Annotated in this window: 10 protein-coding genes; 9 read left to right on the top strand and 1 reads right to left on the bottom strand. The window is 74.0% G+C overall.

Annotated elements, in window-relative coordinates:
• Positions 1 to 129 precede the first annotated feature (129 nt).
• Entirely contained in the window at positions 130 to 1,545 is a 1,416-nt protein-coding gene (locus ACF09K_RS07675) for an NAD-dependent malic enzyme (protein WP_392241578.1), read from the top strand.
• Between the two features lie 337 nt (positions 1,546 to 1,882).
• On the top strand, positions 1,883 to 2,164 hold the full coding sequence (locus tag ACF09K_RS07670) for an HU family DNA-binding protein (protein ID WP_363088559.1): 282 nt from the start codon (positions 1,883 to 1,885) through the stop codon (positions 2,162 to 2,164).
• A 146-nt stretch (positions 2,165 to 2,310) separates the two neighbouring features.
• Here the strand turns inward: ACF09K_RS07670 and murA are convergent, their stop codons facing one another.
• Entirely contained in the window at positions 2,311 to 3,657 is a 1,347-nt protein-coding gene (gene murA / locus ACF09K_RS07665; RefSeq protein WP_392241577.1) for a UDP-N-acetylglucosamine 1-carboxyvinyltransferase, read from the bottom strand.
• Between the two features lie 262 nt (positions 3,658 to 3,919).
• On the opposite strand from murA, the gene ACF09K_RS07660 reads away from it, so the two are divergent.
• From ACF09K_RS07660 to ACF09K_RS07630, 7 genes are all read left to right on the top strand, one after another.
• On the top strand, positions 3,920 to 4,492 hold the full coding sequence (locus ACF09K_RS07660; protein WP_392241576.1) for a YqgE/AlgH family protein: 573 nt from the start codon (positions 3,920 to 3,922) through the stop codon (positions 4,490 to 4,492).
• Between the two features lie 29 nt (positions 4,493 to 4,521).
• On the top strand, positions 4,522 to 4,812 hold the full coding sequence (locus ACF09K_RS07655; RefSeq protein WP_086770502.1) for a DUF3039 domain-containing protein: 291 nt from the start codon (positions 4,522 to 4,524) through the stop codon (positions 4,810 to 4,812).
• Between the two features lie 824 nt (positions 4,813 to 5,636).
• On the top strand, positions 5,637 to 7,268 hold the full coding sequence (locus ACF09K_RS07650; protein ID WP_392241575.1) for a beta-N-acetylhexosaminidase: 1,632 nt from the start codon (positions 5,637 to 5,639) through the stop codon (positions 7,266 to 7,268).
• Positions 7,269 to 7,591: 323 nt separating this feature from the next.
• The gene (locus ACF09K_RS07645) at positions 7,592 to 8,485 is read left to right on the top strand and encodes an FAD binding domain-containing protein (protein WP_392241574.1); all 894 of its coding nucleotides are present in this window, start codon (positions 7,592 to 7,594) and stop codon (positions 8,483 to 8,485) included.
• Complete coding sequence (locus ACF09K_RS07640) at positions 8,482 to 10,320, top strand: 2Fe-2S iron-sulfur cluster-binding protein (RefSeq protein ID WP_392241573.1); 1,839 nt, start codon at positions 8,482 to 8,484, stop codon at positions 10,318 to 10,320. Before ACF09K_RS07645 ends, ACF09K_RS07640 begins: the two co-directional genes overlap by 4 nt.
• Positions 10,317 to 12,626, top strand: a complete 2,310-nt coding sequence (locus ACF09K_RS07635; protein WP_392241572.1) for a xanthine dehydrogenase family protein molybdopterin-binding subunit — start codon at positions 10,317 to 10,319, stop codon at positions 12,624 to 12,626. Before ACF09K_RS07640 ends, ACF09K_RS07635 begins: the two co-directional genes overlap by 4 nt.
• Before the next feature lie 460 nt (positions 12,627 to 13,086).
• Entirely contained in the window at positions 13,087 to 14,268 is a 1,182-nt protein-coding gene (locus tag ACF09K_RS07630; RefSeq protein WP_392241571.1) for an SUKH-4 family immunity protein, read from the top strand.
• Positions 14,269 to 14,274: the final 6 nt, after the last annotated feature.

Genomic DNA, 14,274 nt, shown 5'->3' with positions numbered 1-14,274 from the left:
CCGTGTGACGTGGGCCTCTTTCGTTGTGAACTCAACGTTCGCAACCCGGGGCGGCTAACGCCTACTCGACAGTAGGTGCGACGATCGAACGGCATCCAGCGTCACCGGTGAAAGCAGAGGAAGTCGGCCATGGCAACGGCGCCCAGCGTCTCCTACTCGATGACGGTCCGGCTGGAGGTGCCCGCGAGCGGAACCGCGGTCTCCCAGCTCACCGGGGCCGTCGAGTCCCACGGAGGCTCGGTGACCGGCCTCGACGTCACGGCGTCCGGCCACGAGAAGCTCCGCATCGACGTGACGATCGCGGCCACGTCCACGGCGCACGCCGACGAGATCGTCGAGCAGCTGCGCGGCATCGAGGGCGTGATGCTGGGCAAGGTCTCGGACCGTACGTTCCTGATGCACCTCGGCGGCAAGATCGAGATGGCGTCGAAGCACCCGATCCGCAACCGCGACGACCTCTCCATGATCTACACGCCGGGCGTGGCCCGGGTGTGCATGGCGATCGCGGAGAATCCCGAGGACGCCCGCCGCCTGACCATCAAGCGCAACTCCGTTGCGGTCGTGACGGACGGCTCGGCCGTGCTGGGCCTGGGCAACATCGGCCCCAAGGCCGCGCTGCCGGTCATGGAGGGCAAGGCGGCCCTGTTCAAGCGGTTCGCCGGCATCGACGCCTGGCCCATCTGCCTGGACACCCAGGACACCGACGCCATCGTCGAGATCGTCAAGGCCATCGCGCCGGGCTTCGCCGGCATCAACCTCGAGGACATCTCCGCCCCCCGCTGCTTCGAGATCGAGGCCCGGCTGCGCGAGGCCCTCGACATCCCCGTCTTCCACGACGACCAGCACGGCACCGCCATCGTCGTCCTGGCCGCCCTGACCAACGCCCTGCGCGTGGCGGGCAAGACCATGGAGAACATCCGCGTGGTCATGTCCGGCGCGGGCGCGGCCGGCACGGCCATCCTCAAGCTGCTGCTCGCGGCCGGCGTGAAGAACGCCGTCGTCGCCGACATCCACGGCGTGGTGCACGCCGGCCGCACCGACCTCGTCGACGCGGCCCCCGGCTCCGCGCTGCGCTGGATCGCCGACAACACCAACCCCGAGAACCTCACCGGCACCCTGAAGGAGGCCGTGCGGGGCGCGGACGTCTTCATCGGCGTCTCCGCCCCCAACGTCCTCGACGGCGACGACGTGGCCGCCATGGCCGACGACGCGATCGTGTTCGCGCTCGCGAATCCCGACCCCGAGGTCGACCCGGCGGTCGCCCGCCGCACGGCCGCCGTGGTGGCCACCGGCCGCTCCGACTTCCCCAACCAGATCAACAACGTGCTGGTCTTCCCCGGCGTCTTCCGCGGCCTGCTGGACGCCCAGTCCCGCACCGTCAACACCGAGATGATGCTCGCCGCCGCGAAGGCCCTCGCCGACGTCGTCTCCGAGGACGAACTGAACGCGAACTACATCATCCCCTCCGTCTTCAACGACAAGGTCGCCGGCGCCGTCGCCGGGGCCGTGCGCGAGGCCGCGAAGGCCGCCGGGGTCACCGCCTGAGGTCCCCCGGTGTGCGGAGGCTGTGAGGATCGCCACGATGTGTCATGAAACCGGCGCGTCGTGGAACCCGGTCCATCTGACCGCCCTCTAGGGTGGGCGGCCAGTCAGTGGGCCTCTCCGTGTGACTCCCAAGGGTGTTCTCACGACTCCTGCGGGTGCCGGATTGGCTTTCCCGCCGCAGGTGGGGGCAGGATGCGTCCCTGGGCGCGAGGGTCCGACAAGGGACCCGGGTCCGGGGACTGTCCGAAGACCCTGGCAGCATCGGCTTCGCTGTGCCCAACATGCGGCTCCGCCGCGTGGCACGCCGCAACGGCAAGAAGAACACGGGAGTAAGAACATGAACCGCAGTGAGCTGGTGGCCGCGCTGGCCGACCGCGCCGAGGTGACCCGCAAGGACGCCGACGCCGTGCTGGCCGCGTTCGCCGAGGTCGTCGGCGAGATCGTCTCCAAGGGCGACGAGAAGGTCACCATCCCCGGCTTCCTGACCTTCGAGCGCACCCACCGTGCCGCTCGCACCGCGCGCAACCCGCAGACCGGCGACCCGATCCAGATCCCGGCCGGCTACAGCGTCAAGGTCTCCGCGGGCAGCAAGCTCAAGGAAGCGGCCAAGGGCAAGTGACGCTCCGCTGAGAGCGCCGTGGGGCGGCTGCGGGCCATCTGTGGCCGGTCCCGCAGCGCCCCGCGCCCCTCAGGGCGCGCAGACACACGCCGATGGGGCGGCGACCCGGTCCGGGTCGCCGCCCCATCGGCGTGTGCGGGACCGGGCTATCCGAGTGCCTTGCCCGGCAGTTCCACCTTCGCGCCGAGCTCCATCAGCTTGTCCATGAAGTTCTCGTAGCCGCGGTTGATCAGGTCGATGCCGTGGACCCGGGACGTGCCCTGGGCCGCGAGGGCGGCGATCAGGTAGGAGAAGCCGCCGCGCAGGTCGGGGATGACCAGGTCCGCGCCCTGGAGCTGGGTCGGGCCGGACACGACCGCCGAGTGCAGGAAGTTGCGCTGGCCGAAGCGGCAGTCCGAACCGCCCAGGCACTCGCGGTACAGCTGGATGTGGGCGCCCATCTGGTTGAGCGCGGACGTGAAGCCCAGCCGCGACTCGTAGACCGTCTCGTGGACGATGGACAGGCCCGTGGCCTGGGTGAGGGCGACGACGAGCGGCTGCTGCCAGTCCGTCTGGAAGCCCGGGTGGACGTCCGTCTCCAGCGCGATCGACTTCAGCCGGCCGCCGGGGTGCCAGAAGCGGATGCCCTCGTCGTCGATCCGGAAGGCGCCGCCCACCTTGCGGTACGTGTTCAGGAACGTCATCATCGAGCGCTGCTGGGCGCCGCGGACGTAGATGTCGCCCTCGGTCGCCAGCGCCGCGGACGCCCAGGAGGCGGCCTCCAGCCGGTCCGACAGGGCGCGGTGGTCGTAGCCGCCGAGCGTGTCCACACCGGTGATGCGGATCGTGCGGTCGGTGTCCATCGCGATGATGGCGCCCATCTTCTGCAGGACGCAGATCAGGTCCTCGATCTCCGGCTCGACGGCCGCGTTCGAGAGTTCCGTGACGCCCTCGGCGAGGACGGCCGTCAGCAGCACCTGCTCGGTCGCGCCGACGGACGGGTACGGCAGCCGGATCTTGGTGCCGCGCAGCCGCTGCGGGGCCTCCAGGTACTGGCCGTCCGCCCGCTTCTCGATCTTCGCGCCGAACTGCCGCAGCACGTCGAAGTGGAAGTCGATGGGCCGGCCGCCGATGTCGCAGCCGCCCAGGCCGGGGATGAAGGCGTGGCCGAGGCGGTGCAGCAGCGGGCCGCAGAACAGGATCGGGATGCGGCTGGAACCCGCGTGGGCGTCGATGTCGGCGACGTTGGCGCTCTCGACGTAGGTCGGGTCGAGCACCAGCTCGCCCGGCTCCTCACCCGGACGGACCGTCACCCCGTGCAGTTGCAGCAGGCCGCGTACGACTCGCACGTCACGGATGTCCGGAACGTTGCGCAGCCGGCTCGGCTCACTGCCCAGCAGGGCGGCGACCATGGCCTTGGGCACGAGGTTCTTCGCACCGCGGACCCGGATCTCGCCCTGAAGCGGGGTTCCGCCGTGGACAAGCAGGACGTCGTCTGAGCCGTTGACGGTCATGTATCTCGCGTTCCGTGGAGTGGGGCAGGGCAGAGAAGACAGAGTAATCGCCGTGGACCCCGGTCCCGTAAGCCCGAGGAGCGCTCGGGGAGGTCATGGCTGCGTCACAACACGAACCGTTTCCCGCCGGGCACACGGGGTCACCGCGGGCGGGGACGCGGTGCCCGTGCGCCCGGACCGCGCGCGTGCGCCCGGCCTGCACCCCTGCCCGTGTTCCCGGTCGCCTCCCCACGCGAGGGGAAGATGGGGGATCATGTCTGGCATGACCGAGGTGTCCTCGCTCACAGGGCGGCTGCTCGTGGCGACCCCCGCCCTGGCGGACCCGAACTTCGACCGCGCGGTGGTGCTCCTCCTCGACCACGACGAGGAGGGCTCGCTCGGCGTCGTCCTCAACCGCCCGACCCCGGTGGGCGTCGGGGACATCCTCGAGGACTGGGCGGACCTCACCGGCGAGCCGGGCGTCGTCTTCCAGGGCGGCCCGGTCTCCCTCGACTCGGCGCTCGGCGTCGCGGTGGTCCCCGGCGGCGCCGCCGTCGACGGCGCGCCGCTGGGCTGGCGGCGGGTGCACGGCGCGATCGGCCTCGTCGACCTGGAGGCCCCGCCGGAGCTGCTCGCCTCGGCCCTCGGCTCCCTGCGGATCTTCGCCGGGTACGCCGGGTGGGGCCCCGGCCAGCTGGAGGACGAACTGGTGGAGGGCGCCTGGTACGTGGTGGAGTCCGAGCCCGGCGACGTGTCCTCGCCCTCGCCGGAGACCCTCTGGCGCGAGGTCCTGCGCCGGCAGCGCAACGAGCTGGCGATGGTGGCGACGTACCCGGACGACCCTTCGCTCAACTGACGCGTGTGACCTTCAGTACCCTTGGCCGTATGAGCACTCTTGAGCCCGAGCGCGGCACCGGAACGGGGACCCTCGTAGAGCCGACGCCGCAGGTGTCGCACGGCGACGGTGACCACGAGCGCTTCGCGCACTACGTCCAGAAGGACAAGATCATGGCGAGCGCGCTCGACGGGACCCCCGTCGTGGCGCTCTGCGGCAAGGTGTGGGTGCCCGGCCGCGACCCGAAGAAGTACCCCGTGTGCCCCATGTGCAAGGAGATCTACGAGTCCATGGGCTCCGGTGGCGACGACGGCAAGGGCAAGGGCAAGGGCGACAAGTGACGTGCTCCCCGGGCTGAGGCCCGGGGACCGCGTTCCTCCCCGCCGGGGGCCGCGCCGCCGCGCGGCAGGGCTTCGGCGGGGCAGGGCTTCGGCGGGGCAGGGTTTCTGCGGGTCAGGGCTTCGGCGGGTCAGGGCTTCGGCGGGGAAATCCGCGGCTTCCCGTTCCGCGGCCCCCGTTCCGTCGCGCTGTTCCGCCGCGCCGGGCCCGGCCTTCCGGGCCCCGTCCCCGGTTCCGGGCCCGGATTTTCCGGGCTCCCCGGATTCCTTCCGCCGCGCCCTCGGGCGGTGGGGATTCCGGCCGTCGTCCTCCCCGCCGGTGAGGCCGCCACGGTCGCCCCGGTGCTCGTCCCGGCGGCCGTCGCGTTTCCCGTCGCGGCCGCCGTCGCACGATTCCGGTTCCGGCTCCGGTTCTGTTTTCGGACCGCCCCGCCGACCCCGGCCCGCACCGCCTTCCCGGTTGCCTTCTCACCGGTTTCGCGACGCCTTCCCCCGCGCCTTCCCCGCGCGTTTCCGGTGTCTTCGTGACGCTTTCGCGATGCCTTCGCGATCCGCATGCCGAGGGCTTAGGGAAAGGCCTCCCGCGGGCGCCGGAGGAGGACCGCACCCCTCGACGGGCCGAGCCGCGCGCGGATTCCCGCGGCGGATCCTTTTCCCCCGTCCGGCCCGGCCCGGTGGCCGCGAGTGCGTTTTCCCCCACCTCCGCGCCTCCGTCCGGAACACCTTCCTCTTCACCAAGTCGCCCGTCATCGGCGACACTTCGCAGTCGACCCTGTCGATGGCGCCGCCGGTGTCCTCCGGACCCGGCGCGGCGGTGAAGGACCGACGTGACTTCTGGCAACGAGATCATTCCGGCGCCGCGCGCCGTCGAGGGCCCCACACGGGGCGAGGTGCTGCTGGACGAGCGCACCACCCTGTGGGCCGCGCCCGGCACGCAGAGCACCGAACGCTGGCTGCGGGCCGGCCTCGGCACCGCGCTCGGCCTGCCGCTGCGCACCGGCTCCGAGCAGGCCCGCGGCGGGATACGGCTGCTGGTCGACGACACGATGGAGCCGGAGACGTACCGGCTGGGCGTCGGTGTCCGCCAGGGCGTCGAGATCCGCGGCGGCGACCCGGCCGGCGTCTTCTGGGGTGCGCAGAGCCTGCGTCAGCTCCTCGGCCCGGAGGCCTTCCGGCGCGCCCCTGTGCGGCCCGCGACGCGCCACGGCATCCCGCACCAGGTCATCGAGGACGGCCCCCGTTTCCGCTGGCGCGGTCTTCTCCTCGACGTGGCCCGGCACTTCATGCCCAAGGAAGGAGTCCTGCGCCAACTCGACCTGATGGCCGCGCACAAACTCAACGTCCTCCACTTCCACCTGACCGACGACCAGGGCTGGCGCATCGAGATCGAGCGCCACCCGCGGCTGACCGAGATCGGCTCCTGGCGCTCCCGCACGAAATTCGGCCACCGCGCCTCACCGCTGTGGGACGACAGGCCGCACGGCGGTTTCTACACCCGGGACGACATCCGGGAGATCGTGGCCTACGCCGCCGACCGGCACATCACCGTCGTCCCCGAGATCGACGTGCCCGGACACTCGCAGGCGGCCATCGCCGCCTGTCCGGAACTCGGCAACACCGACGTCGTCGACACGGAGGCGCTCTCCGTCTGGGACACCTGGGGGATCAGCCCGAACGTCCTCGCCCCCACCGAGGACACCCTGCGCTTCTACGAGGGGGTCTTCGAGGAGGTCCTCGAACTCTTCCCGTCGGAGTTCGTCCACGTCGGCGGCGACGAGTGCCCCAAGGACCAGTGGCGCGCCTCGCCCACCGCGCAGGCCCGCATCGGGGAACTCGGCCTCGACGGCGAGGACGGACTGCAGGCCTGGTTCATCGGCCACTTCGCCACCTGGCTCGCCGCCCGCGGACGGCGCCTCATCGGCTGGGACGAGATCCTCGAGGGCGGCCTCGCCGAGGGCGCCGCCGTGTCGTCCTGGCGGGGGTACGCGGGCGGGATCGCCGCCGCGCGCGCGGGGCACGACGTCGTCATGTGCCCCGAGCAGCAGGTGTACCTGGACCACCGGCAGGACGGCGGCGCCGACGAGCCCGTGCCGATCGGCTACGTGCGCGGCCTGGAGGACGTCTACCGGTTCGAGCCCGTGCCGCCCGGGCTGACGCCCGACGAGGCGCGGCACGTGCTGGGCGCGCAGGCCAACGTGTGGACCGAGGCGATGGAGGACGCCGCCCGCGTGGACTACCAGGTCTTCCCCCGGCTCGCGGCCTTCGCCGAGGTCGCCTGGAGCCGGCTGCCCGCCCCGGAGCGGCGGGACTTCGCTGGCTTCGAACGGCGGATGGAGCTCCACTACGAGCGCCTGGACGCCCTGGGCGTCGCCTACCGGCCACCGGGCGGCCCGAAGCCCTGGCAGAAGCGGCCCGGCGTGCTCGGCCGCCCGATCGAGGGCCCGCCCCCGGACCGGTGAGCCCGGACCGCCGCCCCGAACCGGTGAGCCCGGACCGGTGAGTCCGGACCGACGGGCCCGGACAACCGGACAACTCGGTCCGGACCGCGGCCCGATCACGGAAGAACACCGCAGGGATACCTGAAGAGTGGCAATTCGCGCACATCGGCGATGTCGCCCGAAACCGGACCATCTCGCGGGTGAGGTGGGCGAATGCCTCCTGGCGGACCCCCGCGTCCGGGCCTTGCGAAGATGTGCCAGAGTTGCCACGTCCGCCCTGTCAGCACGTACCGTACGGCAGCACAGGTGGGACCAGGTGGGGCAGCGGGAAGGGGCAGCCGGTTTTGACCACGCACGCGCCGCAGGCGGGGCAGGCCGTCACGCTGCCCGCGACACTGGACGAAGCCGTGGCGGCGCTCGCCGTCACGCCGGCCGCCGTGCCCGTGGCGGGCGGCACCGACCTGATGGCCGCCGTCAACTCCGGCCAGCTCAGGCCCACCGCCCTGGTGGGACTCGGCCGCATCAGCGAGATCCGCGGCTGGCAGTACCAGGACGGGCACGCCCTGCTCGGCGCCGGACTCACCCACGCGCGCATGGGCCGCCCCGACTTCGCCGCCCTCATCCCGGCGCTCGCCGCCGCCGCGCGCGCCGCGGGCCCGCCGCACATCCGCAACGCGGGCACCCTGGGCGGCAACATCGCCTCCGCCTCGCCCACCGGTGACGCGCTGCCCGTGCTGGCCGCGCTGGAGGCGACCCTGATCATCGCGGGTCCGGACGGCATCCGCCGCGAGATCCCGGTGTCGCACCTCCTGGCGGGCATGGACATGCTGCGCGGCGGCGAACTCATCGGGTACGTGCGCGTGCCGCTGCTGCACGCCCCCCAGGTCTTCCTGAAGGCCACCGGCCGCACCGGCCCCGGACGGGCCGTCGCCTCCGTCGCCCTCGTCCTCGACCCCGCCCGGCGCGGGGTCCGGTGCGCCGTCGGAGCCATAGCGCCGATGCCGCTGCGGCCCCTGGAGGCCGAGCAGTGGGTCGCCCGGCTCATCGACTGGGACAACAACCGCGCGCTCGTCCCGGAGGCGCTCCACGCCTTCGGCGAGTACGTCGCCGCCGCCTGCATCCCTGAACCGGTCCCCGCCGAGGACGGCTCCGTGCAACCGCTACCGCCCGCCGTACTGCACCTGCGGCGCACCGTCGCCGCGCTCGCCCGACGAGCACTGGGGAGGGCACTGTCATGACCGACGACCAGCACGGACAGGGCACGCCGCCGGGCGGCGGCCGCTGGGACCCGCTGCCCCAGGGCGACTACGACGACGGCGCCACCGCCTTCGTGAAGCTCCCCGAGGGCGGCATCGACGCACTCCTGGCCGCCCGCGGCGACGGCAGTCCGCTCGCGGCGCCCGGCCACGGCTACGTGCCCCCGCAGATCGAGGCGACCCACGACGGGACCGGCCCGGCGGCCGGCGACGGCACCTGGGCGGACCCCGCCGCCGGTACCGACTGGCCCGCGCCGGCGAACGGGACGGCGGGCGGCGACCGGTTCACGTACCACCCCGGCGCCACCGGCCAGTGGACCTTCGGCGACGCGGGCGCGCCCGCCGAGTCCGCCCCGGCGCCCGGCCACGACGTGACCGGCCAGTGGTCGATCCCCGTCGCGGGCGGCGATCTGCCCGACGAGTCGGGAGAGTTCACCACCTCGGCACTGGTCGAGCAGTGGGGCGGCGGCACGCCCCCGGCCACCCTGCCGGGCGGCGCCTCCGCGCCCTGGGCGCCGGAGCCCGCGCCGGACGAGCGGCTCTGGGACGGCGGGACCGGCGGGACCGGCGGGGCCGGCGCCCCGCTCGCCGAGGCCGCCGGAGTCCGGCCGGACGCCCCCGCCTTCGGGTACCCCCCGCGGCACGACGCCGGCCCCGCGTCCCACGAGCACCCCGGCGGCCACCCCGCGCCCGGACAGCCGTACGAGGCCGCACCGGGCCCCGCGGAGGCCCGCCAGGCGCCCTCCGGGGCGCCCGGGGACCCCGGAGGCCCCGACGGCGGGGAAGGCGCCCACGAGCCCGCGGCGACCGCCGAGCCCTCCCGGCCGGCGGACGCCCCGGACCCGGACGCCCGCCCGGACGGGCCCGGCGAACACGGCGAACATGGCGAACGCGGCGAGTACGACGAATACGAAGAAGGCCGCGAAAGCGGCGAGGGCCACGAAAGCGGTAAAGGCCGCGAACACGGCGAACACGGCGAACACGGCGAACGTGGCGAACACGGCGAAGGCGGCGGACAGGCCGAACCCGCCGGACGGGCTCAGCCCGTCGAGCCCGCCGAACCCGCCGAACCCGCCGGATTCCCCAACCCCGTCGGCCCCGACGACTCCGACCCCGACCCCGCGTCCGCGCCTGTGGACGCGGGCACGGAGGCCGGGCCCGCGCCGGGTGCGGCCCACCACGACGACCACCCCCTCGCCTCCTACGCCCTGCGCGTCAACGGCTCGGAACGGCCCGTCGCCGACGCCTGGATCGGCGAGTCGCTGCTCTACGTCCTGCGGGAGCGGCTCGGGCTCGCCGGCGCCAAGGACGGTTGCTCCCAGGGCGAGTGCGGCGCCTGCAACGTCCAGGTGGACGGGCGCCTCGTCGCCTCCTGCCTGGTGCCCGCCGTCACCACCGCCGGCAGCGAGATCCGCACCGTCGAGGGCCTCGCCGTCGACGGGCAGCCCTCCGACGTGCAGCGGGCCCTCGCCCGGTGCGGGGCCGTGCAGTGCGGTTTCTGCGTGCCCGGCATGGCGATGACCGTGCACGACCTGCTGGAGGGCAACCCCGCGCCCACCGAGCTGGAGGCCCGCCAGGCGCTCTGCGGCAACCTGTGCCGCTGCTCCGGCTACCGGGGCGTCCTCCAGGCCGTCCAGGACGTCGTCGCCGAACGCGAGGCGCACGCCTCGGCGGACACCGAGCCGGACGGCGACGAGCCACGCATTCCCCACCAGGCGGGCCCCGGCGGCGGAGGCATCCACGCGTCGGCGTTCGAGAACCCCGCGCAGCCCCACCCGCACGACCCGGCGTACGGCCAGGACGGAGGCCAGGCGTGACCGACGAAGCAGCCACCGCGACAGGCCCCGCGGAGGCCGCCCCGGCCCCCGAGCCGATCCCGCACGGCCTCGGCGCCTCCCTGCCGGCCGCCGACGCCCGCGCCAAGACCGAGGGCACCTTCCCGTACGCGGCCGACCTGTGGGCCGAGGGCCTGCTCTGGGCGGCCGTGCTGCGCTCCCCGCACGCCCACGCGCGCATCGTCTCCATCGACACCACCCACGCGCGGGAGATGCCCGGGGTACGGGCCGTCGTCACGCACGAGGACGTGCCGGGCCGGCCGCTCCACGGACGCGGCCGGGCCGACCGCCCGGTGTTCGCCTCCGAGGTCGTGCGCCACCACGGCGAGCCCATCGCGGCCGTCGCCGCGGACCACCCCGACACCGCGCGGATGGCCGCCGCGGCCGTCATCGTCGAGTACGAGGTGCTCGACCCGGTCACCGACCCCGAACTCGCCTTCGAGGCCGAGCCGCTGCACCCCGACGGCAACCTGATCCGGCACATCCCGCTGCACCACGGCGACCCGGCCGCGACCGGCGAGGTCGTCGTCGAGGGCCAGTACCGCATCGGCCGCGCCGACCCCGCCCCCATCGGCGCCGAGGCCGGCCTCGCCGTGCCCAGGCCCGACGGCGGCGTCGAGCTGTACCTGGCCTCCACCGACCCGCACAGCGACCGGGACACCGCCGCGGCCTGCTTCGGCCTGTCGCCCGATCAGGTGAAGATCGTCGTCACCGGTGTGCCCGGCGCCACCGCAGACCGCGAGGACCAGGGCTTCCAGCTCCCGCTCGGCCTGCTCGCGCTGCGGACCGGCTGCCCGGTCAAGCTCACCGCCACCCGCGAGGAGTCGTTCCTCGGCCACGCCCACCGCCACCCCACCCTGCTGCGGTACCGCCACCACGCGGACGCCGAGGGCAGGCTGGTCAAGGTGGAGGCGCAGATCCTCCTCGACGCCGGCGCCTACGCCGACACCTCCGCCGAGGCCCTCGCCGCCGCCGTCTCCTTCGCCTGCGGCCCCTACGTCGTCCCCAACGCCTTCATCGAGGGCTGGGTCGTCCGCACCAACAACCCGCCCTCCGGCCATGTCCGCGGCGAGGGCGCGATGCAGGTCTGCGCCGCCTACGAGGCGCAGATGGACAAACTGGCCAAGAAACTCGGCGTGGACCCGGCGGAGCTGCGGCTGCGCAACGCCATGGCCACCGGCGACGTCCTGCCGACCGGCCAGACGGTGACCTGTCCGGCGCCCGTCGCCGAACTCCTCCAGGCCGTCCAGGACTTCCCGCTGCCCGCCCTGCCGAAGGACACCCCCGAGGAGGACTGGCTGCTGCCCGGCGGCCCCGAGGGCGCGGGCGAGCCGGGCGCGGTGCGCCGGGGCGTCGGCTACGGCCTCGGCATGGTCCACATGCTCGGCGCGGAGGGCACGGACGAGGTCTCCACCGCCACCGTCAAGGTCCAGGACGGCGTCGCGACCGTCCTGTGCGCGGCCGTCGAGAGCGGCCAGGGCTTCACCACCCTCGCCCGCCAGATCGTCCAGGAGACCCTCGGCGTCGACGAGGTGCACGTCGCGCCCGTCGACACCGACCAGCCCCCGGCCGGCCCCGGCTGCCGCGGCCGCCACACCTGGGTCTCCGGCGGCGCGGTGGAACGCGCGGCCAAGATGGTCCGCACCCAGCTCCTCCAGCCCCTGGCCCACAAGTTCGGCATGTCCACCGAACTCCTCCAGATCACCGACGGCAAGATCACCTCGTACGACGGCGTCCTGTCGACGACCGTCGCCGAGGAACTGCACGGCAAGGAGCTGTGGGCCACCGCGCAGTGCCGCCCGCACCCCACCGAGCCGCTGGACGGGGCAGGCCAGGGCGACGCGTTCGTCGGCCTCGCCTTCTGCGCGATCCGCGCGGTCGTCGACGTCGACATCGAGCTGGGCTCGGTGCGGGTCGTCGAACTGGCGGTCGCCCAGGACGTCGGCCGGGTGCTCAACCCGGCACAGCTCGCCGCCCGGATCGAGGCCGGCGTCACCCAGGGCGTCGGCATCGCCCTCACCGAGAACCTGCGCACCCCGCGCGGCCTGGTCCGCCACCCCGACCTCACCGGCTACGCCCTGCCCACGGCCCTGGACGTGCCGGACATCCGGATCGTCAAACTGGTCGAGGAGCGGGACGTGGTGGCCCCGTTCGGCGCGAAGGCGGCCAGCGCGGTGCCGGTCGTGACCTCCCCGGCGGCGATCGCCTCCGCCGTGCGGGCGGCGACCGGCCGCCCGGTGAACCGGCTGCCGATAAGGCCGCAGGCGGCCGTCGTCACGAGCCGGTGAGCGCGGCCCCCGCACGAACGGGGCCGTGAGGAGCGCCTTTCCGGCGCCGACGGGGAGGCCCTCGACGCCGCCGGCCCGCGGTCGCGGCGCCGGCCCGCCGGCGCGGGCCGCTCCGGACATGCACGCGCGCTGGACGTCCCGGACACGTGCGCGTGCGGGACGTCCCCGACACGTGCCGCGCGCGGGACGCACGACCGTCGTGCGGGGTGCGCGGTCGTCGCGCGGGGGGACGTGGTGCCGGGCGCCCGCCCGACGGCGTCCACCGGCCCGCACCCGCGCGTCACGTCTCCGACCCCGGCCCGACACCGCGGAGTCGACCGCGGGGGAGAGGGCCGGTGCGATCCTCGCGGAGAGGCAACGCGCGCGCGTGACCGGACGTCCTTCCTGTCGAGGGCCGTTGTCAGTGGTGCCGCGTAAGGTGCGCAGCAGTGGGACGGCGAACTTCACGCACGGGGGACCGATGAGCACGACCAGCACCACCACCGGCACGCCGGTGATCACCCTCTCCGAGGCCGAGCTGGATCCCTACGTCACCCACGCGCCGAGCCGCCGCTGGCTGACCGGCCCCGGACTGCCCGACGTCGGCGCGCTGGTGACGTTCGAGGCGCTGCGCGCGGACGGCCTGCGCCCGGTCGCCGACTCCACCGCCGGCCCCGGCCACCGGCTCCCCGACGACCTGCGCGGCCAGCTGGTCATCGGCGGGCTCCTCGGCCCGGCGGGCCCCGGGACCGAGGCCGTGCTCCTCGACGGCGCGACCGGCGAGATCACGACGACGTACCTCCTCCACGACCGCCCCGACCTGATGGACCGCCGGCCGCTCGCGCCCTCCCTGGAGAAGCTGGTGCGGTTCGCCACCGCCGCCGACGAACTCGCGGCGCTCAGAGGCCAGTTCGCGGCCTACGCCGGGCGCTCAGGGCCCGAGGCGGTGGCCGAGGCGTCCGGTCGGCTCCTCGCGCTGTACGAGTCGGGGGCGGACGGCGAGGTGCCCCCGTTCTGGCGGCTGGCCGCCGTGATCCGTCCCCTCGCGCTGGTCGCGGGCCCCGGCACCCGTTCCGGGCTCGCCCTGGACCTGCCGCCCCGGCTGCTGGACGAGGAGTTCGACACCGGCGCGATCGTCCGCTTCGAGGAGGTCGACTTCCCGGCCGCCCTCTCCCACGAGCCGACCCGCCGCTTCCTGCGGGAGACGGGACTGCCCGAGGAGTGCGTCTGGTTCTCCCTCGACCTGGACGTGCCCCTGCCCACCCTCACCGAGCACTGGGCCGACGAGCCGCACACCGAACTCCCCGAGGGCGCGGACCGGTTGATCCGCCTCGGGCACCTCGTGGAGGACACCAGCCTCGTCCTCGACGGCGCCACCGGCGCGGTGCTGGCCTGGAGCGGGGCGGAGTCCAGACTCCGTCCGCTGAACGCCGACATCTCGACGCTGGCGTTCACCCTCTGGCTCGTCCACCGCGAGCACACCCTCGACGCGGAACACGAACTGACGGAGGCCTACGACCAGTTGGCCGCCGTCATGGCCCGCACCCTGGCCGCCCTCGACCCGGTGGCCTGCGACCCGACCCCGAGGACGCCCACCGACGACGGCTGGCGCTACTGGCCGGGCGTGTTCGAGGACGAGGCGGGCGGCGGACTCTACGCATAGCCCACG

It is taken from the genome of Streptomyces sp. NPDC014882 (assembly GCF_043081325.1).
Lineage (GTDB): Bacteria > Actinomycetota > Actinomycetes > Streptomycetales > Streptomycetaceae > Streptomyces.
This window is presented reverse-complemented; position numbering and strand designations above follow the sequence as displayed.